The sequence below is a fragment of the Cytophaga aurantiaca DSM 3654 genome (genome assembly GCF_000379725.1).
In the GTDB taxonomy this organism is placed as follows: Bacteria; Bacteroidota; Bacteroidia; order Cytophagales; family Cytophagaceae; genus Cytophaga; species Cytophaga aurantiaca.
The window spans coordinates 193167-219714 of the sequence record NZ_KB903632.1; the positions used below are offsets into that span (position 1 = coordinate 193167).

General features: G+C 35.4%; 24 protein-coding genes and 1 tRNA gene. 13 read left to right on the top strand and 12 right to left on the bottom strand.

Translation table 11 applies throughout. The features are described from left to right. Positions 1 to 146: 146 nt before the first annotated feature. The 3 genes from A3EE_RS0108400 to A3EE_RS0108410 form a co-directional block, all read right to left on the bottom strand. Complete coding sequence (locus tag A3EE_RS0108400) at positions 147 to 1046, bottom strand: hypothetical protein (RefSeq protein WP_018343003.1); 900 nt, start codon at positions 1044 to 1046, stop codon at positions 147 to 149. Between the two features lie 171 nt (positions 1047 to 1217). After that, positions 1218 to 2618 (bottom strand): ammonium transporter, encoded by a 1401-nt coding sequence (locus A3EE_RS0108405; protein ID WP_018343004.1) that lies wholly within the window; start codon positions 2616 to 2618, stop codon positions 1218 to 1220. Between the two features lie 70 nt (positions 2619 to 2688). Beyond that, positions 2689 to 3027, bottom strand: a complete 339-nt coding sequence (locus tag A3EE_RS0108410) for a P-II family nitrogen regulator (RefSeq protein WP_018343005.1) — start codon at positions 3025 to 3027, stop codon at positions 2689 to 2691. A 504-nt stretch (positions 3028 to 3531) separates the two neighbouring features. Between A3EE_RS0108410 and A3EE_RS0108415 the strand changes: the two genes are divergently transcribed. The 13 genes from A3EE_RS0108415 to A3EE_RS21830 all read left to right on the top strand — a co-directional run bounded on the left by A3EE_RS0108415 (position 3532) and on the right by A3EE_RS21830 (position 17130). Further along, positions 3532 to 4905 carry an NAD-dependent succinate-semialdehyde dehydrogenase gene (locus tag A3EE_RS0108415; RefSeq protein WP_018343006.1) on the top strand — a complete coding sequence of 458 codons (1374 nt, stop codon included), beginning with the start codon at positions 3532 to 3534 and terminating at the stop codon, positions 4903 to 4905. Between the two features lie 154 nt (positions 4906 to 5059). Then, positions 5060 to 6052, top strand: a complete 993-nt coding sequence (locus tag A3EE_RS21300; RefSeq protein ID WP_018343007.1) for a glycosyltransferase family 2 protein — start codon at positions 5060 to 5062, stop codon at positions 6050 to 6052. 22 nt (positions 6053 to 6074) lie between these two features. Next, positions 6075 to 7751 (top strand): LIC_10190 family membrane protein, encoded by a 1677-nt coding sequence (locus A3EE_RS0108425; RefSeq protein WP_018343008.1) that lies wholly within the window; start codon positions 6075 to 6077, stop codon positions 7749 to 7751. Between the two features lie 139 nt (positions 7752 to 7890). Then, positions 7891 to 9051: a WcaI family glycosyltransferase gene (locus A3EE_RS21050; protein WP_018343009.1), complete on the top strand. Its 1161-nt coding sequence runs from the start codon at positions 7891 to 7893 to the stop codon at positions 9049 to 9051. 75 nt (positions 9052 to 9126) lie between these two features. After that, positions 9127 to 9951 carry an ABC transporter permease gene (locus A3EE_RS0108435; RefSeq protein WP_083921257.1) on the top strand — a complete coding sequence of 275 codons (825 nt, stop codon included), beginning with the start codon at positions 9127 to 9129 and terminating at the stop codon, positions 9949 to 9951. Between the two features lie 12 nt (positions 9952 to 9963). Beyond that, the gene (locus A3EE_RS0108440; RefSeq protein ID WP_018343011.1) at positions 9964 to 11139 is read left to right on the top strand and encodes an ABC transporter ATP-binding protein; all 1176 of its coding nucleotides are present in this window, start codon (positions 9964 to 9966) and stop codon (positions 11137 to 11139) included. Then, positions 11132 to 11896, top strand: coding sequence for an FkbM family methyltransferase (locus A3EE_RS0108445; RefSeq protein WP_018343012.1), 765 nt, complete (start codon positions 11132 to 11134; stop codon positions 11894 to 11896). Before A3EE_RS0108440 ends, A3EE_RS0108445 begins: the two co-directional genes overlap by 8 nt. A gap of 457 nt (positions 11897 to 12353) precedes the next feature. After that, positions 12354 to 12427, top strand: a tRNA-Ile gene (locus A3EE_RS0108450). Positions 12428 to 12699: 272 nt separating this feature from the next. Beyond that, complete coding sequence (locus A3EE_RS0108455) at positions 12700 to 13338, top strand: type IV toxin-antitoxin system AbiEi family antitoxin domain-containing protein (protein ID WP_018343013.1); 639 nt, start codon at positions 12700 to 12702, stop codon at positions 13336 to 13338. Continuing rightward, positions 13335 to 14186 (top strand): nucleotidyl transferase AbiEii/AbiGii toxin family protein, encoded by an 852-nt coding sequence (locus tag A3EE_RS0108460; RefSeq protein WP_018343014.1) that lies wholly within the window; start codon positions 13335 to 13337, stop codon positions 14184 to 14186. The genes A3EE_RS0108455 and A3EE_RS0108460 overlap by 4 nt, the downstream gene beginning before the upstream one ends. A 178-nt stretch (positions 14187 to 14364) precedes the next feature. Beyond that, on the top strand, positions 14365 to 15000 hold the full coding sequence (locus A3EE_RS0108465) for an HAD family hydrolase (protein WP_018343015.1): 636 nt from the start codon (positions 14365 to 14367) through the stop codon (positions 14998 to 15000). Then, positions 14993 to 16255 carry a site-2 protease family protein gene (locus tag A3EE_RS0108470; protein ID WP_018343016.1) on the top strand — a complete coding sequence of 421 codons (1263 nt, stop codon included), beginning with the start codon at positions 14993 to 14995 and terminating at the stop codon, positions 16253 to 16255. The genes A3EE_RS0108465 and A3EE_RS0108470 overlap by 8 nt, the downstream gene beginning before the upstream one ends. A gap of 734 nt (positions 16256 to 16989) precedes the next feature. Beyond that, the gene (locus A3EE_RS21830) at positions 16990 to 17130 is read left to right on the top strand and encodes a hypothetical protein (RefSeq protein WP_018343017.1); all 141 of its coding nucleotides are present in this window, start codon (positions 16990 to 16992) and stop codon (positions 17128 to 17130) included. Positions 17131 to 17367: 237 nt separating this feature from the next. Here the strand turns inward: A3EE_RS21830 and A3EE_RS0108480 are convergent, their stop codons facing one another. The 9 genes from A3EE_RS0108480 to A3EE_RS0108520 all read right to left on the bottom strand — a co-directional run bounded on the left by A3EE_RS0108480 (position 17368) and on the right by A3EE_RS0108520 (position 26531). Next, positions 17368 to 17913 (bottom strand): putative colanic acid biosynthesis acetyltransferase, encoded by a 546-nt coding sequence (locus A3EE_RS0108480; protein ID WP_026209677.1) that lies wholly within the window; start codon positions 17911 to 17913, stop codon positions 17368 to 17370. 180 nt (positions 17914 to 18093) lie between these two features. Beyond that, entirely contained in the window at positions 18094 to 18534 is a 441-nt protein-coding gene (locus A3EE_RS21305; RefSeq protein ID WP_018343019.1) for a VanZ family protein, read from the bottom strand. Positions 18535 to 18842: 308 nt separating this feature from the next. Next, a complete protein-coding gene (locus tag A3EE_RS0108490) occupies positions 18843 to 19439 on the bottom strand; it encodes an archaeosortase/exosortase family protein (protein ID WP_018343020.1) in 597 nt (198 codons plus the stop codon). A gap of 9 nt (positions 19440 to 19448) precedes the next feature. Then, positions 19449 to 19649: a hypothetical protein gene (locus A3EE_RS0108495; RefSeq protein WP_018343021.1), complete on the bottom strand. Its 201-nt coding sequence runs from the start codon at positions 19647 to 19649 to the stop codon at positions 19449 to 19451. Between the two features lie 13 nt (positions 19650 to 19662). Beyond that, entirely contained in the window at positions 19663 to 22395 is a 2733-nt protein-coding gene (locus A3EE_RS0108500; protein ID WP_018343022.1) for a T9SS type A sorting domain-containing protein, read from the bottom strand. Between the two features lie 579 nt (positions 22396 to 22974). After that, entirely contained in the window at positions 22975 to 23970 is a 996-nt protein-coding gene (locus tag A3EE_RS0108505; RefSeq protein ID WP_026209678.1) for an acyltransferase family protein, read from the bottom strand. Between the two features lie 79 nt (positions 23971 to 24049). Further along, positions 24050 to 24901 (bottom strand): glycosyltransferase family 2 protein, encoded by an 852-nt coding sequence (locus A3EE_RS0108510; RefSeq protein WP_018343024.1) that lies wholly within the window; start codon positions 24899 to 24901, stop codon positions 24050 to 24052. 35 nt (positions 24902 to 24936) lie between these two features. After that, a complete protein-coding gene (locus tag A3EE_RS21310; protein WP_018343025.1) occupies positions 24937 to 25383 on the bottom strand; it encodes a VanZ family protein in 447 nt (148 codons plus the stop codon). Further along, positions 25383 to 26531 carry an acyltransferase family protein gene (locus tag A3EE_RS0108520; protein ID WP_018343026.1) on the bottom strand — a complete coding sequence of 383 codons (1149 nt, stop codon included), beginning with the start codon at positions 26529 to 26531 and terminating at the stop codon, positions 25383 to 25385. The genes A3EE_RS21310 and A3EE_RS0108520 overlap by 1 nt, the downstream gene beginning before the upstream one ends. Between the last annotated feature and the right edge of the window lie 17 nt (positions 26532 to 26548).

Here is a 26548-nt window from a genome sequence, read left to right on the forward strand (position 1 = left end):
TTAATATACCTCTTAAAAATAAGAATTCAAGTTAATTATTACAAATTTCAGTTCGTTTATTTGTACATATTTTATACATAATATCTCTATTAGACATATTTCAATTATAAAATATAACTTTATTCATATTATTATATCAGAGATTCTTATTTCCGTAGCAAGTTTCCTCCTCTAGATGTTCTACGAGTATGGTGTTTTGTAAACGTATAGGTCATTCCTACAGAGACGATAACATACCCATCATTATATTTTCCACTACCCCTACCTGTTTTAACTGTAGTGGGATTGGGTTGAGTTGATTTATTTGACATCATCCTTGATATTGAATTATCAAAAGAATTTCCTGCAGGATAATATGGACCATTTACATCATCAATATAATCGGTTGTTGTAAAGCGATATCCTGCTTCGAACATAAAATTCCAGCGATAGCTGTGACTGTATTTAAAACCCAGTCCTACCGTATACACAAAAGTTACATTGCCGTATTTAACATGCTCTGTTTCCAAAGGACGCAATTGATGCCATTTACCATTTGACATTTGTCCCCAGGGATCAAAAGTCATTAAACCTATACCTGCATAAACATATGGATTAATTTTTGTTCTTCTGCGCATCAGTTTTTCATAGGGGAAAAGATCAACCTGCCCTAAAGCTAAGAATTCCCAATTGGTAGATCTGAAATCTAAATTTCTATCTTTATAAATATCATTTGAGTGTAATCTGAAACCACGTATATCCGCTCTCAGGTTTAAACGTTTTCCTAAATACTGGGTACGTAATATGGCTCCCAAACCCATTTGAGGTGTGAAAGAATGCCCGCTAAATGTACCGGATAAATCACCGTTGTAAGTTGCCAAACCGCCCGTTACACATAATGTAAGCAATTCGTTTTTTGTAATATTTCTTAAGGAAATATTTGAAGTTCTTCTTCCTCCTCCATGATATTGTCCTTTATACAGCTTTTTTTGCGCCTGTGCAGCTACATCAATAGCTAGAATACTTAAGATTAAAAAAATGGACCTAATAAATAATGATTGAAACATAGTCGTAGTAGATGTAAACATACTGTTCATTTGAAAAAAACAAACTTTCAGGTTTTATTATTCAACGATGAAAGATACTAAAATTACTACTGTATTTACATAGGATATTTGAAAATAATAATGCAAAACGTACAACATAGTTTCAATTTTGCATTATTATAATGAATTATATTAATATTCTTTATCCATATCAATGTTATAGGCTTTCATTCCATGTTCAGCAATATCCAGGCCTTCAATTTCTTCTTTTGCAGAAACTCTTAATCCCACCGTTTTAGAGATAATTGTAAAAACAATATAGGATACAGGAAATACAAAAGCAGCAACTGCAGTAATTCCAATTAACTGTGTTATCAACTGAGAAAAACCAGCGCCTTCTGCAGAACCACCAAAACCTTTATCTCCTAATATTCCCACAAACAAGGTGCCTAATATACCACATACCAAATGCACGGAAGTAGCTCCTACCGGATCATCGACTTTAATTTTATCAAAAAACACCACAGCAAATACAACCACAGAACCTGAGATCAAACCGATAAGAATGGATTCGTTCGGACTCATTAAATCAGCTCCTGCAGTAATACCTACCAAACCGCCTAAAATACCATTCAGTATCATTGATAAATCAAGTGTTTTCAAATATACATAGGCTGTGATTAATGCGCCAATAGCACCTGCCGCTGCGGACAAAGAAGTAGTTGCCAAAACCAATGAGGTGCGTGCAGGATCCGCCGATAATACAGAGCCTCCATTGAAACCAAACCAGCCCAACCACAATAGAAATACTCCGATTGTAGCCAACGGCATGCTGTGCCCGGGTATAGGAATAATTTTACCATCAACATATTTCCCAATACGTGGACCAAGTACAATCACCCCGGCCAACGCCGCCCAGCCACCTACACTATGCACTATGGTAGATCCTGCAAAATCATAGAATGATGGCAAGTCTCCACCGATTACATTTAACCAGCCACCGCCCCAACCCCACATGCCAACGATTGGATAAATTACTCCTATAATGATAAAAGTAAAGATCATATAACTGGTTATTTTAATACGCTCCGCTACAGCGCCGGAAACAATTGTTGCAGCAGTTGCAGCAAACATTGCCTGAAATAAAAAGTTTGTCCAATAGGTGTAGCCACTGTTATACGATAGATCCAGCTTGCCATCTATCAATGGTTCCTCAAGTCCAAATCCTGCAAAGCCATATATTTTTTCAGCATAGTTGGCTCCCGGATACATTAAATTAAGTCCCCATAAAGAAAATATAATGATGCCAATAGCAGGTGTAATGGTATTTTTAAATAAAATATTTGTTGTATTTTTTGATCGGGCCAAACCTGATTCAACGCTGGCAAAACCAAGATTCATGATGAAGACCAAAGCGGTACAGATCATCATCCAAATATTACTTGATGTTAAACTGATTGACTCAACCTGTGCCTGTGTTGCATTTACTAAAGTTGCCGATACCAATGTATCTACAGGTATTGCACTGACCGTTTTTATGGTATCTATGATTGTAGCTGCCGCCTCTACTGTATCTAATACTGCTGTTGTCATAGTATTTTATATTTAGTTCGTTTAATTCAAAAAGTATAAATTGATAAAAGGGGTTCTTCTTATGCTTCCGTTATTGCAAGGCAGGCACTCCTCTTTCGCCCGTGCGGATACGTACACATTCTTCAATGTTTGAAACAAATATTTTACCATCTCCGAGTTCGCCGGTTTTGCAGGTATCAACGATGCATTTAATGACTTCTTCTACTTTTTCACTAACAATAATTTCCAACTTTGTTCGGGCAATGTATCCTAAATCATATTGTACTCCTCTATACACTGCCTTTTCTGTTGCCTGATGTCCAACACCCTTCACATCTGAATACGTAAAAAATTGAATGCCCATTTTATTCAAGGATTCTTTCAATTCCAGAAATTTAGAAGTACGAATAACAGCTTCAATTTTTTTCATGGCTCATTTCTTTTGGTTAATTATTTAGTGTATTCAAAGATGCTCTTTTCATTCTTATATAATACGAACTTATCAATTCTCATCAAATTGTACTAATCCTATAAAACAATTTTATCCTCTTTTGTAAAAAACACTTAAAACGCATAAGAAATTATTGAAAAAATTACATTTATACCGTTTTTATACAACTTAAAATATTGCTATAAATAGTATTTATTAATGCATTATATAAGAAATATGGTTTAATTTAAAACTAAAAAATACAAATATTAATAATTATTGTAAAAATTAAGGTTGATTATTAGACATATTTAAAAAAAGTTAAAAAATGACAAAATGAAAAATATCATTAAACAACTGTTCTTTAGTATGATTCTTTTACAAAATATACAATATGACTTTTTCTATGTTATTCAATATCATTCGCATAAGGTATATGCTTACTAATTTATAGAGTATATCTTTTATAAATGAGTACATTTATATACAAGAAAATGCATAAAAATGATCGTTTCGCACAATCCATATACTTCCGCTATAACATTCCAAGGCACATTTGATACAGCTGAAGAATTGAAAACAAAACTAGCCTTATCACAATCAACCTATTCTTATTGGAAAAACACACCTCTATCAGAACGTAAAGATTTTTTTGATGGACTGAGTCATCTAATGGAAGAAGAAAAATCTGCGTTAGCCCTACTGATCAGCAATGAAATGGGGAAGCCGATTTTGGAAAGTATCGCTGAAATAGAAAAATGCATCGGTCTTGTACGTTGGTATGTAGATCAGGCAGAGTCTTTCCTCCAACACAGCGCTGATCTAAAGATGAATGAACAAAACAGCTACAGCTATATTCAATACGAACCGATTGGATGTATACTGGGTATCATGCCCTGGAATTTTCCTTTTTGGCAAGTGTTCAGATTTGCAATTCCAACTCTTTTGGCAGGCAATATAGCAATCCTAAAACATGCGCCAAATGTGCAAGGTTGCGCATCTGCTATGCAGTCTCTTTTCGAACGTTCGGGCTTTAAACCCGGCACATTCCTTTCTGCATTTGCTTCCGTTGAAGATATTGAAATCCTCATTTCTTCTCCTATCATACAAGGTGTATCTTTTACCGGAAGCGAGAAGGCCGGCAGAGCTATTGCAAAAACAGCAGGTACCCATTTAAAAAAATGCGTATTAGAACTTGGCGGCAGCGATCCATTTATTGTTTTGGCTGATGCGAATATAAGCAGCTGTGTAAAACAAGCTATTAAAAGTCGTTTAGTGAATAACGGCCAAAGCTGCATAGCTGCAAAACGTTTTATTATTCATGCAGATTGCTATGATCGTTTTATGCATCAGCTATCAATGGCTCTTAGTTCTCTTAAATTAGGCCCCCCCTTATTGGCTGATACGGATCTTGGACCAATGGCCCGTCCCGACCTTAAAGAACAATTGAAGAGTCAAGTTGATAAAACAATTGCTGCGGGTGCAAGCGTCTACTACACACATCCATTCAACGATTCTGACAGCAATTTCTTTTCACCGATTATTTTAGAAAATATACCCGCTGATTCTCCTGCACGCAAAGAAGAATTGTTTGGACCTGTATTTACATGCATCTGGGTTTCAAGCGAACAAGAAGCAATTGAGATCGCGAATGAAACGTCTTTCGGTCTTAGCGCAAGCATATGGACAAACAATATTGAACATGCAAAACAATTATGCAATCAGATCGAATCCGGATCGGTATTTATTAATGATATGGTACGTTCCGATGCACGTATCCCTTTTGGTGGAATTAAAAACTCAGGTTATGGCAGAGAACTTTCCATATATGGCATGCATGAATTTGTTAACATCAAGACACATTGGGTTTCTCTTTAGCTTCCAGTTACTAGTTACTAGTTTCTAGACGAAGAAAGTACGAAGTACTGAGTATAAAGTACGATGACGCTTAAATTTCATCATTCATTCGAAAATCTGCTTTGCGCACTTTGCGGTTTATTTTTATATTGTATTGAAATAACTATTCAACATCTTGCTACCTAAAATTTCCATCGTAACACCTTCCTTCAATCAAGGCCAATTTATTGAACAAACAATTGATTCGGTCTTATCTCAAAACTATTCAAATCTTGAATATTTTATTATAGATGGAGGCAGCACCGATAATACTGTAGAGATTATAAAAAAGTACAGCAAGCATTTAACGCATTGGGTAAGCGAAGCTGATCACGGACAAAGCCATGCTATAAATAAAGGTTTAAGATTAAGTACAGGCGATGTCTTCAACTGGCTCAATAGTGATGATTATTATGAACCAAACACACTTGATTTTGTAGGCAAACAATTCATGCAAAAAGATTGCCTCGTGCTTTGTGGCAGAAGCAGAATATTTGATGATACCGGAATTGATTTTTTTTCTACCGGTACAGATGTATACAAAGATAATCTTGCTAAAACTATAGGCTGGGCACGTATTGATCAACCGGAAACATTCATCCGTAAACAACTCCTTGATCAGATCGGATTTGTAAATGAAAAGCTGAATTATGTAATGGATCGAGAACTTTGGATGCGTATTTTATTTAAAATTGATCTAAAAAATATTTATACAACAGATGCAGTTTTAGCCAATTTCAGATTGCATGCCAATAGTAAAACAATTGCAACAGCTTTAAATTTTGAACGTGAGATGGACTCATTGTGTCATACAATTGCTTCGACATATTCATTGCACAACAGTACAAAAGCCTTTGAATCTTCGTTTGAATTATCATCAAAGAAAGTAAACACATTATTAAATACGAACGATCAAAGGTTGGTAAGCGATGCTATAAATTATTATCTATTCAAACGATTCCTAGAATCATATACTTCAAACGATTACAAAAACGCGAAAAATCTACTCAACTATATTGATATCGCCCCATTAACGAATGAAGAGAAAAAACAGATCAAGCAAATAACCAAACGGATGAATATGCCTATCCTGTTCAAAAAAATATTCAATGCGTTTAAATCAATCTAACGTACTATAAAACAACGAACCGATGATTGCATTATTTTTATCAAGCTTTATATCTTTATTTCTTTTTATTTCTTTTGGATTCTTTACCACAAAAATTGGCTCGTTCAAAAGCAATATCTTTGAAAAAATATTAATCGGGTTTGTTATTATAAATACATTAACATGTTTGATCTCCATCTTTATACCAATAACATTTACTGTCACACTCAGCTTCATCATTTCTGCAGCTCTGATCACTTTCTACATAAAAAATGAATTGATTAAAACTGCAAAATCAATTCATTCAAATTGTCATATTCTGTTATTTGCTACGCCTTTTGTAGTCGTAGGTTTTTATCTTGCTAGTCAGGAACCTGCCGTTTTCGACTCCGGACTTTACCACATTCAATGCATTAAATGGATCGAAGAATACCCGACAGTTCCTGGACTAGCGAATCTACATCACCGCTTTGGCTTCAACCCAATTGTGTTTAGTTTGTATGCACTAACTTCGCTTCAATCTGTTTTCGGTCAGGAAATTTTCTGCATCAATTTGGTATTATTTTCAATACTGACGGTATACTTTATTCGAAATCTTTTTAATACATTCAATCAGCACGGTTTAACGACCTATTTTATTTTTCAGGCAATCTTTTTTTATGTTTTGATTTTATTAAGCACTAAAATTTCTTCTCCTTCGCCGGATTATACTTCTTCAGTATTCTTATTATTTATTTTTCTTAGAATCATTGAGATCGAGCGTTCAACTAAAACAATAACATTCAACACCTTCATCCCCATAATTCTGTTAAGCGTGTATTGCATCATGGCAAAGCTCTCTAGTGTACCGATCTGTTTGATCACTGGATATATTTTATTTACCTACACTGCACATTGGAAGGAAGTTTTACGAATCAGCATTATCGCATTTGCAATTTGTATCCCATGGCTTATAAATACAGTATTGTTAACAGGGTGGCTAATCTACCCATTCTCCGCAATTGACCTATTCTCATTTGATTGGAAAGTACCAACACATATCGTACATCAAGCAAATACTGAAATTGTAGGATGGGCGCGCTCTCCCAACGACTTTTATTACGAAGTTTCACAAATGCCTTTAACGAAGTGGGTATCCATCTGGTGGAACGCTTTAACGGTATACATAAAGTTGCTTATTATTGGAAGCATAGTATTGCCAATGCTTTTATTCATAGGACAAATCTTAAAAATCATACCTGCTAAACGTCTGCTAAACATTACTGTATTAACTTCTGTGTGCGGAGTAGTGTTCTGGTTTTTCACTGCACCGGATTTTAGATTCGGACATATATTTATATTAATTGCTTGCTGCAGTCCGCTGTTGTATTTCAATTCAGCATTTCATTTTTTCAACAACTATTCAAGTAAACAAAAACAATTATTCTTCATACTTGTGTGCTCAATACTGTTATTTAAATTAATACGAAACAACTACGGTTTCGGAGCATGGGGATTACGTCGTACATTAAGTAAAAACAGCATACTACCTGAAAAAATAAATTCAAATGGTGCTACCTATACCCATGTATATGTAGGAAATAAAAAAATCTATGTCCCCCTTATGGACGAACGCTGTTTTGATCATGAAATACCATGCAGCTACCTTGACCTATCGTCTATACAATTAAGAGGAGTCAATCTGGCAAACGGTTTTAAACCCATACAGAATAATAAATAAGTACTTAAAATCAATTTATTTAACGTATTTGCTCTATCAATTTTATAACTACCTTTGAGTAAATGAATATTTTAATACACGGCATTAACTATACACCTGAACTAACAGGTATCGGCAAATATACGGGCGAGATGGGCGCATGGCTGGCGAAAAAAATCACAACGTTGATGTGATTACTGCAATGCCCTACTACCCTGAATGGAGTAAAAAAGCGGCTTACAAAAACAAGTGGTGGTTCAAAGAAACGATTGCAGGTGCATCCGTATACCGTTGTCCGTTATATGTACCTAAAAAAGTTACTGGTGCTAGCCGGATGATACACGAGTTTAGTTTTTTCTTATCCTCCAGTTTTTATTGGATCCGGTTTTTATTTAAAAAGTACGACATTATATTCACTCCTTATCCGCCATTGATCATTGGTTTTTGGCCCTGGTTGTATAAAGTATTCCACCCCAAATCAACGTGGGTATTCCATATACAGGATCTGCAAGTAGATGCTGCAAAAGAACTGGGCTTAATTAAAAACAAAACAGCCTTACGTATCTTAGAAAAGATCGAACTTTTCTGGCTAAAAAAATGCGATTATGTTTCTTCCATTAGTGAGGGTATGAGAGATCGTATCCTTGCCAAGGGTATTGACAAATCAAAATACATCATGCTTGCAAACTGGGCTGAAACGGATATTATAAAACCATTGCCAGTTTCAGAATCTATGCGCACAGAACTTGGAATCCCGCTTGATTCTAAGGTGATTTTATATTCCGGTAATTTAGGTGAAAAGCAAGGTGTAGAATTATTGATTGATGTTGCGGCTGAATTTAAAGCGCAGCCGGATATACTTTTTGTGATTGCAGGTGAAGGCGCCTCCAAGATCCGTCTTATAGAATATGCGACAGCAAAGAATGTAACGAATGTACTTTTCCTTCCCTTGCAGGAATACAGCAAACTCACCTTCTTTCTGGCTTGTGCAGACATTCATATGGTGATCCAGAAAAAGTCGGCTGCCGACTTAGTATTGCCTTCAAAATTTATGAGTATTCTTTCAGCTGGCGCTGTAGCATTGGTGACTGCAGAACCGGGCACATCCTTGTATTCAATGATAACCGACCATTCATTAGCACACATGTGTGAGGCTGAAAATAAAACGGCTGTCTTTGAAAGCATCAACAGCATACTGGCTAACGATCAGACTCAGATTAAAAACAATGCCCGTACATTTGCAGAAAAACATTTGAGCATTGATTCAATCCTTGCTACATTTATTCAGAAATTCTCTAAAAATTTGTCCGAATACGTTTAATCTCCGTATATGCTCTTATTCATTTTTCAACCCAGCGACGAATATTAAAAACCCTGAATTTAAAGACTATACGCATTGGAATTCGATATCAAACCTGTAAGTAAGTTCTCCATTAATGCCCAAGAGATTTGGTCGTATAGGGAGTTATTTTATTTTTTCACCTGGAGGGATATTAAAGTAAAATACAAACAGACTGCATTGGGCATGGCATGGGCTATACTTCAGCCTACCATCATGATGCTTGTATTTACCTTTCTGTTTGGAACATTGATACAATCGGGCTCTGATAGCACTTTACCGTATGCAATCTATGTGTATTCCGGACTTATGTTGTGGGGCATTTTTTCAAATGGAATCCAGGCCGCAGGCAATAGTATGGTAACCAATGCCAACATTATAAAAAAAATATATTTTCCGCGACTGATCATACCGCTTTCTTCTATCCTTGTAGCAGTCTTTGATTTCTTCATGACATTAATCCCTTTTGTATTGCTGCTATTTTATTATCATGTTGAAATACATATCGCAAGACTCATTATCTTTCTGCCCTTCAGTTTATTCATTATCTTAATAACAACAATTGGAACAGGCTGCTTTCTTTCTGCCTTAAATGTTAAGTACCGGGACTTCAGATTTGTAATTCCATTCCTTGTTCAATTTTCATTGTATAGCAGCCCGACTATATACAAAATAGATAGCATAACAAATCCAACAATAAAATTTATATTATCTGTTAATCCCATCAGTGTTGCGATAAACATTTTTAGAAGTGCCTTTGATGCAACAGCAATTATTGATTACACGCTTGTAGGGATTGGAACAGGTCTTGCTTTTGCATGCTTCGTTTTGGGTATTTATTATTTTAGAAAAACAGAATCTTATTTTGCGGATCTCGCATAATCCTATACAACTATGCAGCCGATATTAGAAGTTCAATCGATAGGTAAAAAATTCAGCATTCAGCACCAGCGGCAACCGTATCTTAGCATACGGGATTCGCTTGCTCATCTATTCTCTAAAAATCAAACGCAGGAAGACTTTTGGGCATTGCGCAATGTTTCCTTCAATGTAATGCCGGGAGAAAGTATTGGCATTATCGGAAAAAATGGTGCAGGCAAATCAACCTTACTTAAAATACTATCTAAGATCACTCCCCCGAGTACAGGAAAAATAACCTGCAGAGGACGCATTGCAAGCTTGCTGGAAGTCGGTACAGGATTTCATCCGGAATTAACTGGCAGAGAAAATATTTATTTGAATGGTTCCATATTGGGACTAAAGAAAACAGAGATCACAAAACAATTTGATGCGATCACTGCATTCAGTGGTGTGGAAAATTTCTTAGATACTCCTCTGAAGCACTACAGCAGCGGTATGCAGCTTCGACTTGCCTTTGCAGTTGCTGCACATCTAGAACCCGACATACTTATTATTGATGAAGTACTCGCAGTTGGCGATGCCGACTTTCAAAAAAAGTGTATGGGAAAAATGAATGAAGTAAGTAAAAATGGGAGAACCATTTTATTTGTCAGTCATAATATGGGCCAGCTGGAATCACTTTGTTCAAAAGCATTTATTTTAGAAAATGGAATTTCTTCTCCATTGATGCAATCAAGTGAAGCAATTAAACAATACCTCCAAACGAGTCAAACAAAGTCTGCCATAACAAATCATTCGATCAATGCTTCTATTCTGATCGAACAGTTTGCGGTACATTCAACCTTTATTTATTCGAATGAATCTGTAAAGATTTCCTTAGCTCTGCAGTTTGCATCAAAAATATTATTGAAAAGTATTGCATTGCTGTTGTACAATTCTGCAGGTGTACGCATCGGCATCATAGATCTAAGAAACGCAATCAGTACTTCTTCCAATTCTTTCAGAACTACGCTTGAACTTCATAAACTGCCTTTAGTTGCCGGCACCTATTCCTTTGGTCTGTATATCGACTCAGATGCAGGAAGCGGCAACTATCTGGATTTGATTTGTCTGGATGTTCTGGAAAAAGAAACTACCGATGTAATTAAATACCATCCGAATGTTCGAGGTATTATAGACATCAATCATAACTTTATAAGCAATGAGTGATTTTAATTCGTATAGCCAATATGGCGAAGATTATGTTGTCTATTCTTTTTTCAAAAAGCGTACAATGGGCATATTGATTGATATAGGCGCATTTGACGGATACCACATCAGCAATAGCTATGCTTTATATAAAAAGGGATGGGAAACAATTGCCATTGAAGCCAACCCAATCTTCTTTGATTTTTTGATCAAGAATAGGCCCGATGCGATCAATATCAATAAAGCTCTTGTTAAAAATGAAGAACAAAAAGAAGTTGTTTTTCAAACAGAACCTACAGGCTTATATTCAGGAGTCAAACCAAATACTGAATGGTTTGACACAACCAATAGCAATGAGATACGAGTACCTGCCTCTACGCTAAATCAAGTTGCAAAAGAGTATGTAGGCAAGAAACAGATCGATTGCATCTCCATTGATGTTGAAGGTACAGAAGAAGAAATTTTATCGGGTTTCGATTTTAATACCTACAAACCTACGATGCTGATTATTGAAGCCAACGATAAAGAAACAAAGGATCGTTTGGTTTCCTTAATGAAGGGTTTTAATTATACATTAAGTGCAGAGATCAATGTAAACCTGTTCTTCTTATATAAACCATCCTTGCTGGACATTATTCGTTTAAATGCGATACGGGTAAATTGTATTGCGGTAAAAACATTGCATCCTATTATTGAGAGTTCAAGCCAGAAACCCTTCAAGCCGGAATCACGCATTGCACATGTAAAAAGAATGCTGCGTTTTTTATTGAAAAAGTAGTCAGTTGACAGTCAGACCTCATCCCCAGCCCTCCTCCTAAAAGGAGAAGGGAACGTTCCATTATCTTCCTATTTGTAGAGTTAGCAAAGCACTTCAGCTACTGAATACAAGCCTTTGACTCAATTCAACCATTCGACAAGCATATCAAAAACGAGTCAAGACTCTCTTCTATTAAACATCAGTAGAGTGCTTCGCTAACTCTACTGATAGACTGGGTGATTCTTTAAACTTCCAAAAGTGAAGTTTAAAGAATCATTTAACAAAATAGAATGGTCAAACAGAAGGAGTTCCTAGAAAAGAATGTTCAAAAAAGAAATTACACTGAAGAACCTGAAGCAAAACTTTATGAGACTCAAAAATCTTGTCTATCATGTTAATCCTAAAATCCTGTTCTTTATTTGTTTAATTCAGCACATTTCTGTAACATTGCAGTTCGAAAGGAATTAATTCCTTTCTCGGGCTCTTAGCTCAGATGGTTAGAGCATCTGACTCATAATCAGGGGGTCGTTGGTTCGATACCAACAGGGCCCACATAAATCCTTCTAAGTCATTGATTTAGAAGGATTTTATTTTTTAATCATTCTAAGATAGTCCGAAAAATCTTTATTACTTTTCTATCCATCTACTATTTTCCTTCCCTTCAAGCAATTATCATAAACGAACGTATGTCGTTTCTTAAGAATGAATTAAAATAATATGATAATCGGAATAAATCCGATTATATTAATTTATACTAACATTAAATGTTTAATTATTTGCATTTAATCGGATTTATTCCGATTTTCATGTGTAAATATTTCAACATGGAACTAAAAAAAATAGCTAAAGGATTTGGAGACGCTCCCTTTTCCAGGCATTTAATGCTGGAACTACTTAAGGACTATAAGCGGCCCAATGATAAAATTAGTGAATTAGTAAAGAGTGGAGAATTACTTTCAATCAGAAGAGGGCTTTATGTACCAGGGCCCGAAACAGATTTACCTGTCCCCATGCCATTTTTAATAGCCAACCATTTAAGGGGACCAAGCTATGTATCAATGGAAGCTGCATTGTCGTATTGGGGGTTCATACCCGAACGCGTGTATGAGATCACTTCAATAACAATGAAAACTGCTAAAAAATACAACACTCCAAAAGGAAGATTTACGTATCAACACCTTCCTTCTCCGTATTATTCTTTTGGAATAGAAATTATACAGCTTACTCCTAAACAATATGCGCTGATTGCTTCCCGTGAAAAAGCTGTTTGTGATAAAGTGATTCTTACATCCGGAATTACCTTAAGAAGTACACGTCAAACAAAAGATTTCTTATTGGAAGATCAACGGATGGATGAAAGCATGCTACGAAAATTAGATACTTCAATTATTCATTCGTGGTTAGATGATGCTCCTAAAAAAAACAGTCTTGAAATGCTCATTAAAACATTAAAGGAACTATGATTAAAGAATGGATAGCAGAATACAAACCACAGAACGAAGACGAAACGTTATCTGCTTTGCGTGAAATTATGCAGGAGATAACCCTGGCTGGATTATCAAGAACAGATTTTTTTGAAAAGGCAGCTTTTTATGGAGGCACAGCATTACGTATTTTTTACGGACTGGATCGTTTTTCAGAAGATCTGGATTTTTCTTTACTCAAATCGAATCCGGACTTTTCGTTAGAACCTTATTTCCCTTCAATTGTTTCTGAATTTGAAGCGATTGGAATAACTGTTAGCATCAAAGAAAAAGATAAAAAAGTGCAATCAAATGTCGAGTCCGCTTTTTTAAAATCAGAAACGATATGGAAGGAATTAGTGCTCGAAGATATTGTTAAACAGCTAGGCATACAATCAAACAGAAATATTAAAATTAAGATAGAAGTGGATCGCAAACCTCCGCTTGGTTTTGAGACGGAAGAAAAATTATTGTTGCGTCCATTCTCCTTTTATGTGAAATGTTTTACACAACCAAGTTTATTTGCAGGGAAAATGCATGCGCTTCTATTCAGAAAATGGAAAAAAAGGGTAAAAGGAAGAGATTGGTATGATCTGGAATGGTACATCAAAAAAGGTACTCCTTTAGACGTTCGTCATTTTTTACGGAGAGCTATAGATACCGGAGACTGGAAGGAGAAAAATAGTACTCCGGAACAAGTCATCGGCCTACTTAAAGAAAAGATCAATGCTGTTTCATTTGATCATATAAAAGAGGATGTTATTCGTTTTATTAAAGATGATAAAGTCATTCAAATTTGGTCTCCGGATTATTTCAATCAGTTAATTGAAAAACTAAAATTTAAATAGAACCATACAAGCACTGAAATGGCTTTATATGAGTCTGCATTCAATAATTACCCATTGCTTCATGCAAAATCATATAAAGGATAAATAAAAGGCATACTTATCCTGCACACAAAAGAACTACCAAGTATCTTTTATTACTTTAATACATCGTACCTTTATATTATTTTACACGAATAAGATGAACGATTTTACATCCATTAAAAATATTATTTTCGATCTGGGAGCAGTTATTATTCCGATCGATTTCGAAAAAACATTTCAGGCTTTCGCAACACTTAGCTCCCTTCCTGTTGAAGAGATCAAACGCAGATATCAATCTACTTCTCTATTTATTGATTTTGAAAAAGGAATCATTGGCAATTTCACATTCCTGCAAAAACTACGTTCGCTGCTTGAGGTAAATGATACCACCAGCGACCAGCAGCTTATCGATGCCTGGAACACCTTATTATTACCCATTCCTCAAGAACGTATAGACCGGATCAAATTACTTGCTTCAGATTACAGATTGTTTTTATTAAGCAACACAAATCCTGTTCATATTAAAGATGTGAACCGGATTTTGTATGAATGTACTCAGGTGTCTGCGCTGGAACAATTGTTCGAAACAACATGGTACTCCTACGATCTGGGCTTAATAAAACCAAGTACTGAAATTTATGAAACCGTTTTACAACTGAAAGAACTCAAGGCAAGTGAAACGGTTTTTTTAGACGACAATGCCGATAACATTGCAGGAGCTTTAGCAACAGGCATTCATGCGCTGCATGTAACAGAAGAACACCATTTACTTGAACAGCTAAAACATGCTTAAGAAATACAAACAACTGCTCATACATATCTTTTTATTTCTGCTAACCTTTGCTACGACTACGCTTGCAGGTGCGGACTGGAAAGGAGAATATGCTAATTCGATGTGGGATTATATCTGGAGTGGATTAAATTTCTCCATTACATTTCTGGGTGTATTAACCATTCACGAATTTGGACATTATTACTTTGCTAAAAAATATAACCTGGATGTTTCGCTTCCATATTATATTCCATTTTATTTTCCGGGAACCCCATCAATAGGCACATTCGGAGCATTCATTCGGATGAAAGGACAAATTCAATCCCGTACAAGCATCTTTGATATTGGTATTGCAGGCCCATTAGCGGGCTTTGCAGCAGCATTCCTTTTATTGATCTATGGTTTTGCAACGCTTCCTGAAAAAGAATATATCTACCGCATTCATCCCGATTATGAACAATTTAAAGGTGATTATGCGAACCATGTGTACACATACGATTATATGAAAAGTCAGAGTGATGCATATGTAAATAAAAAATTCATAGAAGATTCGATTTATTATGTTGAACATATTAAAACAGAAACGGATCTTGTTAAACCTGAACGCGTATATGAAACCAGCTTCTCTGTTCTAACAGTTGGCGACAATTTATTGATGCTGTTTTTCAAAAAACTTTTCTCCTATCAGGGAGATAAAATACCGAACCAATATGAGTTCTTCCATTACCCTTATTTGTTTGCAGCATATCTGGCACTCTTCTTTACTGCATTGAACTTAATTCCAGTCGGACAATTGGATGGCGGTCATGTTATATATGGTTTGTTTGGTCATAGTACACACAAAAAAATTGCAGGTACCTTCTTTACAGGCTTTGTAACACTTGCAGGTATTGGGTTATTTCAACAGAATCCGGCAGATATCAATTTCTTCACTGCAGATGCGCTCGATAAAATTCAATTCGTACTCTTGTATTTAGGCTTTTTATACCTGGTATTTTCAAGAATGTATGAGAATTATATGAATGCCATTCTAGCTGCTGTAGCAGTTTTCACCATTCAATTACTTATTGAATTTATCTTTCCGGATGTTACCGGTTATAATGGCTGGCTATTGTATGCATTTCTGATCGGTCGCTTCTTAGGTGTATACCATCCGCCTTCAATTGATGAGCGTCCGCTTGATCTGAAGCGTAAATTATTGGGATGGTTTGCTGTACTGGTGTTTATAGTGTGCTTCACACCTGAGGTCATTACGTTTCAGGAGATAGCACGATAAACAAGGGGCAGAACACGATTAAAGGATTTCAGGAGAACAGGATTTTTGCGTCTCGTAATTTATAGTTTAGACTTATTGGTATGCTTTACTAATTCTGACCACTGCCTACTGACAACTAACCTCTATCTGCACCACTCTATCCGTAGAGTTAGCAAAGCGCTCTACGGATATTTAATAAAAGAGTGTCTCTGACTCGTTTTTGATTTGTTCATTAAATAATTAAACCGAGTCAAAGACTCTTATTCGTTTGCTGATTCGTAAACAAGGGGCAGAACACGATTAAAGGATTTCAGGAGAACAGGATTTTTGCGTCTCGTAATTTATTCTTTATGGTCTTAATACTTTATACTCTATATTCCACACTTTTTCCGCTGTTGTTGGTGATCTGCGTAAGTGCGCTTCCTCTACCATCACATATGTTCAAGCAGAAACTCCAACAACAGCCAATCAAAGATGCTTAACTAAACGACATTGGATAAAATATCTGAAGCCGCCCTTTTTACTGACCACTGACAACTGTCTGCTGACCAGTATCCACTGTTTACTGACCACTAGCTTTTCATCATAAAATTTGATATATTAGTATATGGATTCATTTAGATTAGATCGTACAAAACTTCAAATACACAGCTTACATTCAGAAGAGCCAAGTGTAAATTATTTACGAAGTCTTTCAGACGAAAAACGAATTGAAGCCATCCAATTTTTACGAATTCAATTACATCCTGAATTAAATGACCCTACAACCAGACTTCAAAGAGTTTATTCAATTACTCAACGCTAAAGGTGTTAAATACTTAATTGTAGGTGGATATGCAGTTGGTTTTCATGGTAAGCCTAGATATACAGGGGATATGGACCCACTCTATCCGTAGAGTTAGCAAAGCGCTCTACGGATATTTAATAAAAGAGTGTCTCTGACTCGTTTTTGATTTGTTCATTAAATAATTAAACCGAGTCAAAGACTCTTATTCGTTTGCTGATTCGTAAACAAGGGGCAGAACACGATTAAAGGATTTCAAGAGAACAGGATTTTTGCGTCTCGTAATTTATAGTTTAGACTTATTGGTATGCTTTACTAATTCTGACCACTGACCACTGTCTACTGACAACTAACCTCTATCTGCAAAACGAACAGCTGGATTTCCTTTATATATCCCGGGTGCTGCTTCAATACTTTTATATACGCTGCTACGCGCACCAATCACGATGCCCTGATTGATTTTAACTCCTGGACCAATGAATACATCTGTTGCAAGCCAGCATTCATCCTGAATAACAATAGGCCTCGAAAAAATATCAAAGGTTTCTTTAGAAAAGTCATGGCTTCCGGTGCACAGATATGATCGTTGAGAAACAACCGCATTTTTACCAATCGTTATTTCACCTAAGGTATACAATACCACATCATCTCCTATCCAGCTAGATTCTCCAATGGTTAATTTCCAGGGATACGTTATTTGTACAGAAGGACGAAGAATTACTCCTTTACCGATCTTTGCTCCGAATAGTCTCAATAAAAACCGTCTCCAGCCATATAAGATCTGCGGAGAAGGGTGAAAGAACAAGGCCTGAACAACCCACCAGATCTGTACATACCAGCCTGGTTTACCTCTGAAATTATCAGGCATTTGAAAACGGGATAGATCTTGATACACGTATAGTTAGATTTGATTTAAATGCAATTTAGTATTTAGTACTAAGTATTAAGTACTAAGTACTAAAAAAATATCTGATTGATAGCGATATCAATACTTACTGACCATTGACTCTCTATCCTTAGAGTTAGCGAAGCGCTCTAAGGATTTGTAATAAAAAAGAGTCTCTGACTCGAAACTTTACATGGTATATTTACCTGATAATTGTCTACTGATAACTACCCCAAGGCAGGCACCAAATGTATTTAAAATTACATCATCCACATCTGTAATACCGCAAACAAAAAAATACTGCACACACTCTATGCTGCAACTAAACAAGAATGCCATACTCATTACAAAGAGCGGAGTATATCTTGTTGACTTATACAGCAGCAAAAAGCTAAAAGGAACAAACAGCAAAATATTACCTATCAGATTGTATAATAAAACATATTGATCGGCAAATGACTTGTCCATCAATTGTGCTAAGGTAAATCCTGTATTGTGAAATGGTATAAGCTCAATATGTACATCCCTTGACTCTGCTGTTAATATGGATCTCGGACCGTTAAAAAAAACAATGTAGCCAACAAGAAACAGATAAAGTATAAATAATATATACCGATAACGTGTAAACATACAATCAATATCCTCGCTTGGTTTAAAACAAAAATGCGAATAAAAAACTAGCTATAAAAATCAATAGATGTTAATAAAGCACATCTTGCTGTTGTTCGTGTCCGCCAAGCGGATCGCCCGAACGAATGGCCTATGAGCTGAAAACAAAGCGAACCAACAATAACATGTCTATCTACTGACCACTGTCTACTGACCCTCTCTATCCTTAGAGTTAGCGAAGCGCTCTAAGGATTTGCAATTAAAAAAGAGTCTCCGACTCGGAACTTTATGTACTATGTAATAACTCCCACTCGTCTAGCAATTAGAAACTACCACCTAGCAACTTCCTCTCCTCTATTCGAAAACCATTCTACATATCCTAAAAATAAAAGTGCAGTAATTCCATAAATAATATAATTGTATATAATGTGCTGATCTTCTAAATCAATATCATATTGAGCCAAAACTGCTAATAAACTAATCCGAATAATATTCACAAAATGAATAATTAAAATAGAGGCCAAAATATAATATAATTTCACTTTCCATTTTCCGGGAAAACATCCAACCAACACAGCAATTGTCATCCACACATAATAACCAATGCAATAATAACCTACCCCGATTCCTCCTGTTCCTATAATGCCAACAATATCACCGTTCTTAAACACATTAAATTGTAATGCTGACAAAAGATAATAAGAACTCGAGACAATAGTCATTACGAACCAATCCAATACATTCCATTGCATCAATAGTTTAGACTCTATGCCTCCTGGAGTTACTAATCCAACATACGTTGTGATAACAGCATCAAAAAAAAAATAAAAGAATACTGCTTTGAATGCAAACAAAAAAAATAGTCTATATCGCTCATCTTGTGCTTTATACCAAAGCGCCAGATTACGTATAAATGGACTATTCATATAATCAGATTACTGTTTGTTTTTTTTGAAAACAAACTTATAAAAACCTATTCCAAGACCTCCAAGTAATGCTATCAATATTCCTCCATCCAATGGTGCTCCTACATCGGGATCGCCTCCGCCAGGATCACCAGGCAATTGAGCATGCACATGAACCACTGTCAACAACAAACAGCTCAATAGCAAAATGGATTTAGTATATTTATTCATAGCTGTATTAAATTTATTTGACAATGATTTTTTGGCTTACTGTCGTGCCATTGTACTGAACCACTACATTGTACATGCCTCCTTCGATTGAAGCAGGTAATTGAAGCGTGTATACCGATTGCGCACTTTCAACTCGTTCAATAGATAAAATTTTATTTCCCATCATGTCATATACACTTATATCAACAGGATTGTTATTTGCTCCAGTATATTTAAGCGAAACGTTTTTATCTGCACCAGCAGGATTTGGATAAATAAGCAATGCTTCCTGTGTATTCGTTCCGGAAAGTATCGGCGTTGTTAACGCTGTCTCCACAACCAATTTAAATCTGTTCGCTGCAGTCAATTCATTTACCCCTACCGTGTACGTGTATGCAAATGTACTACTAATCGGAAACTTTTTCTGCAAATATGAATCAAATAAATATGTTTGATAATCATTGTTAATTGAATATTCAGATACAGCCAATCGATACTGGCCAGCTTTTACATTGTGCGTAAACAAAAAGATCGTATCCACAGCAGCGATGTTCGTATTAAGCGTGTTTATAGAGAGTATAGAAGCATTTTGCTGGTACGAGCCTAATGCAGGATAATAGCTATTGTACAATTTATATGCATCCAGTTCGCCATCAAAATCAGAAGTAGCGTCATCCTGAAAAACAATTACGGTTTCATCCAAAAAGTTTGTCGCGTTAACGCTATCCAATTGCAATCGAAGCAATTGTTTATCTGTGCCAATGCGATATATAGATGGTGCGGTTGTTGTTTTATGTGTTTCGTGCAACGTTAAAGAAGGCGAAGATGCATTTGCTTTCACCCAGAATCCTTGAGAAGAACTGATCACACCATTGCTACAGTTCACACCTATACCATTAACATACGTTCTGTACACAGGTGAAGCATTGTTATTGTCCAGATAATAAATCGCATTATCAACACCCACTCTATCTGATGCATCTATCAGGCTCCAGTCAATGGATGCGGGATACGGATTGCCAACCAGATTCCAACCATCTTCTGCAGCTCCTCCGAAAGTAGAAGTATAGGTAACAGGCAGGGCAATATTACCTTTGTAAGGAGTTCCTGTCAATGAAACTACTTGCGGACGATCGACATTATCCCGAACAAAAATAGAATATCCCTTCCCTCTGATCAGCGTAGCAGCAGATGATAAACCAGATGCCGGAAAAGCAGTATAGCCTACATCACGCAAACCGGCGCTTGCTTCATTATAGGTAAATAAACTTGGTGTAGTGCTGTTAAGACCAACTCCTGTGCTTGGATTGGAAAATGTTCCTGTAATGGGAATGCTTGCCTGCCATCCCGAAACTTTTGCATTATTGACTGGTGACGATAAATATCTATAGATACGCTTTGATGAATAAATGTATTTTTGGACCGTAATGTTTCCATTAAGCGTTGCTCCTGTTAAGTTCGCAATACTCGCTGTAACCGTAGGCGAAGTAGCAAGCAATGTAAGATTCCCGTTTGCATTCAGTGCAGCGCCCGGTTGTATGGTTAACACACCTGACTGTTGCTGAGCTGAAGCCAAGGTTACAATAGCCGGTGCTTGAATAAGTATATTATTAAACTTCGTTATTGAAGTACCTGAGACACTTTGAACCGCTCCTTTCCCATTGAATACTACCGTATAACTTCCTGCATTGAAGGTACTGTTATTGGTAAAGTTTCCTGCTACACTAAAACTACCTGCCGCTGTTTTTGTTCCGGTCCCACTTAATTTTAAACCGTAATAGTTTACTGCCGGTATAGATTGCGGTGTGGAAGATATAAATTCTATGGTACCGGTAGTCGGGTTAAAGTTGCCGGATATATATACCAGACTTCCGGATATATGAATGGTACCGGCAGTAGCTGTATATTGTGTTCCATCCATCGTTACATTATTTACATATAGATCCGCTGTTTCTCCTACTAAAAAACCGCCGCCTAAATACGAATTACCAGAAACAGTAAAATTATTATTTCCTCCTTGTACCAAACCTGCATTAAAGGTTGACTGTAAAGTAATATTCTTTACTGAAACCGGCACGTCAATAAATGCATTGGAAATACTATTCTGATCAAAATAGATATTATCATTTGTTCCCGGAAGACTCGCACCACCAATACCTCCGGAAGTTGCAGACCAGTTTTCTCTATTACTCCATAAAATATTTGTATTGTAATAGCTAAAATAACTCAGTTCAATCGTTCCTTGCTGACCGGATTGGTTTTCTGCAGCAATAATAAAACGTACCTGTGTTGTAGCAGGATCCCACGAATAATCACTCATGTTGATGGTATAAAACCCTGCACCCGACTGAGGATCCTGTAAATCCTGTTCAGAGATAAATGTACCTGATGCATTATATTCCTGAACCTGAATATAAAAGGTTTGTGTACCTCCTGTTAACGCCACTACCTGGTATTGAACCTTACCATATACCTTGTCCAGACTTAATAATCTTGGAGTTGTGCCTGTTGTAACACTGAACAAGCGGTTGGCATTTCCTCCCGCTGTATTATCCATTTTTAAAATGGCCGAAGACTTCGTTGTTGCTGTCCAGCTTCCTGTTCCATTATCTTCCGTCAGCCTCCAGTGTGAAAGATCTGCCGAAGTGGCAAAATTATCCTGATAGATGGCTTTACCTACCCAATATCTGTTTTGTTGCGCGTATACTTTTGAACCAAAGAAGATTCCTATAAAGATAAAAGCAAGAATGTTGAATTGCTTATTCATAATTATTTCAATATTTTAAATTTTTAAAATAAAGTACTGAGCTGTTTTATCAGTACTTTATTAAAAACTACTATATCAAATTACGGATTTTAAGGAAAATAGTATAAAATGGATTGGAGGCGGTCTTGTAATAAAAACAAGAATTAACGTATGTTAATGAAAGGCTTTATTCCTGAATTTTATACAAAAAGTGTTTAATTATTTAATAAAGAAACATAATATATGACAATCATCATTTTTCAAATACTGACTATTTAATTATTTATTACAAATCAAATTTTAAATTGAATTATTCCGACTTGATTCTGAATTAAGAATTGTTAATAGGTTTTATTAAAAATAAATCCGTATGTATGTTTTAATAATAAATGTTTAAACATTTATTTCCATAAAAGCATTTTAATTATTTTGTCAGTGCGTCAGTCTGTTACCGAACAAAGCAAATAACCTATTAGTCAATGATTTTTTGATTAGGTGATTGCCTACTAGAAATGAATCTGATCGCAGAAGTAAATAGCTGATGAGGGAATACACCATTAATATTATTCTATTTCTTCATCAGCTATTACAGGATCATATTTAAAAATCTATTTTAATTGATTTTGCCAAAAAATGTGACGGTCTTTCAATTAACAAATAATATAAATATGACAATGCCCCTGTCGCAATTACTGCAACGGCAAATACCCAGAATAAATTCTGAAGATCCAGTTTGAACATATCAACTACAATTATAGCCACAGCCTGATGAACCAGATAAATTGAATAACTTATCATTCCTCCAAATGCCCATACCTTACTTTCTTCTCTGGTAGAGAAGTATTTAATTTCTGCTGCTAGCCAATAATATGCTATAAAAGAAAAAGGCAGCAATGTGTATGAAAAATTGATATTGAAATGAAATCTTAACACTGAAGTCAATGTTGCAATTCCCCATAAAGCTATTCTAAATACATTTATATATCGAACAATAAAATCAGTTGTCGGAAGCTTATGCTGTGTAAACTGTTCTGCCAATAACACTCCAAGCAACCATATCGGCAAACCTATAATCCAGGTAGTAGCAAAACCAGCCCTATGAAAATTTCCATCAGCATCTCCATTTAAAAATGCGAATAAGATTGTCCATATAGCGCTAATTAAAAAAGTGGCTAAGAGTAATTGTTTTAGTTTCCCTCTTTTAATAAGCATCAAAATCAATGGATATAAAATGTAGTATACCACTTCACAAACTAAACTCCACAACACCTGCATTTCAACCTTAAAATAGATTTGAAACATTAACAATGCTGCAATTGCCGGCAAACCGATACGTATTATTCGTTGTATCAGAAATTGAACCGGCTTCATAGGCTTCCCGTTCGCATATGGATAATGAATACAAAAGCCTGAAATAATAAAGAAAACAATTACTGCTGCAACACCAACAAACATGTTGTTGTACACTCCCCTAATCCCGGTTAATATTAAACTGGAAGAAACAAATTCTTCAGTAAACAACTGAAAACAAAAATGACTTAAAACAACTATACACGCACAAAACAATCTAATTGTATCTAATCCTTTAATTCTCATAGCTCTACTTTATTGAAAGATTTGAAATAAGCTTTCATTCTAACATCACAACACAAGACTGATTCTGTCTCTCTACAATTTATGACTTATTTTTAATTCTCTGCTCATACATTTTAGCATCTACTAAAAAACGATACCAAAAACCCTGAAGAAAATGCCAGATCAAGCCAGGAGTGCCATCAAGAAAGCCTAATAAAAAAATATATCTATAAACAAAGTAGATAAACGGCCTAACAAACAGAGGGATTTTACTATATATCTTTTCTTTAATCCAACGTTTTCTGGAATATTGTTCCCCGACCAATGTTGATTCAACATTTTGGGATGATGTTGTATGATTAGCAATATGCAACAGATCGATTACTTCTCTGGATGCATAGCTATTGTGTTTATTAATCCACCAGGTGAGATCATTCAGATTGTGATCCACCATGTCTTTGTCAAAAAAGATCGTTTTACCTTCCTCTAAAACAACATGCTCGTCCATCCAACGATCTTCTAATTTAGCAGTACCAGATCTCCAGATCCGTAAAAGATTATGGGGATAAAAACCTCCTCTACGAATCCATTTATTCATGAAAATAACTCTCCGTTTCAAAATAATTCCACCTACATCAGCAGGTAAGCCAGGCAATTTATGATTTACCTCATCAATCAGTTCATCTAGTAAATACTCATCGCAATCCATTCGCATGGTCCAGGTCGTCTCTATCGGACAGTTTTCTAAAGCCCAATTAAATTGACTTGCATAATTCACCCAGGGATTTTCATATACCTCTGCACCCAGAGAGCGTGCAATTTCTACGGTTTTATCAGTTGAATAACTATCAATAATAAAAATTTTAGAAGCAATCTTATTTAAATTACTTATGCATCTAGCAATATGCTTTTCTTCGTTAAATGTTAAGATTATTACTGTTATAGAATTCATACTTTTATATAAAACGATTTGTCTTATATCCCCGATTAAAATTTAGCTAATCCATTTTTGAATAAAAAGATTGGCAAGCATCCAATTAAAACTCCCAATGAATTGAGAATTACATCATCAATATCGGGGATTCCTATTGATAGCTTCCATTGCATTAATTCAATTATACAAGATAAAATAATTCCGCTTAAAATAATACTTATTACCCCCTTAATCCGGAATACATACTTACATATTAGCGGAAATGGCACAAACAATAATATATTTCCTAAAAAATTAGTGTAGAATTCCCATTGCAATTGATTAGAAGAATTTTTTATTTCTAAAAACCATTTAGCGGTATTCATAAAAGGGATTGTATTCAAATGTTGATCAACATCTTCAGCATGAATATTTATTCTTCGCCTGGAAAAGAAAACAATATAGCAGAGCAGACCAAAGTAAATAAGAGTTACGAAATATTTTACAATTTTACTTATCACTATTTGCCGCTGTTTGAAATTATTATTTTATCCTTAAATTTTAAAAACCACTTTTCAAACAAATTCCAGCTGATCAACGCTACCACAACGGTTATACTGATATTCAAAATAATAAAACCTATTGACCAAAAAGTTTGCAGACCAAAAATAACTTTAGGCTCTCCTACAATTTTAAGCATGAACTGTCTCACAAGTGGATGAAAGATATAAATGGCATAACTGTATTTACCAAAAAAAACTAAAAAAGAACTCCTGAATATAGGTCTTAATATAAAGGTATTGCTTGATTGAGTAAGTAAAATCAACATAGAAAAAGTCATTGCTGTTAATGTATATCCAATTGTATATACAAGAAGATGCTTGCCTGAACTTGGGCCGAATACATAAATCAGAGAAATCGTACTCAAGGCTAAGCCCAATAATATTTTTTTTACGATATGGTAATTAATTTCCTCATGTTCGCTAATAAACACAGCAACCAAAGCCCCCATTATCAACGCATCCATACGGGTCAAGGTAAACACATAAATAACTTCTGGATCCACTTCAGAAAGTCCTAAGTAGATCCTTAAAAGCAATGCTGCAGCTATTAAAGTCCATGAAATCATTTTTAGACTTCTGATTGAACTGAAGTATACGATACATGGCCATAAAATATAAAATTGCTCTTCAATGGACAATGACCATAAATGTCCTAACCCTCCTCCAAAAAATGTTCCATCCATTACTTGCTTTATATTTGATAGATATAACCAAAACCATGCTTGTGATTGTTCTGTCAAAAGCATTTTACTTTGTTCAAATTCAGAAACTCTATTAAAAAGGATCGGATAAATTATGAAGAATATCAGTATGAGATATAAATAGTATAAAGGAAAAATCCGTAACGTTCTTTTGTAATAAAAAGAGATAAAATAATTGGATCCGCTTTTAGTATTTAATAAAATACGGGTAATCAAAAAACCTGACAAAACGAAAAATAAATCTACACCTACCCAACCAATTGCGAATAATTCTTTAAAAAAATGATCGAAGGAATTATTAGAAAGGATCGGTTGATTTAAAAAATGAAATATAATTACCAACAACACAGCCAGTCCTCTTATGCCGTCCAACTCTACAATATGATTTAATTTAGTCGTTTTCATTTTGCGTGCTTAATAAG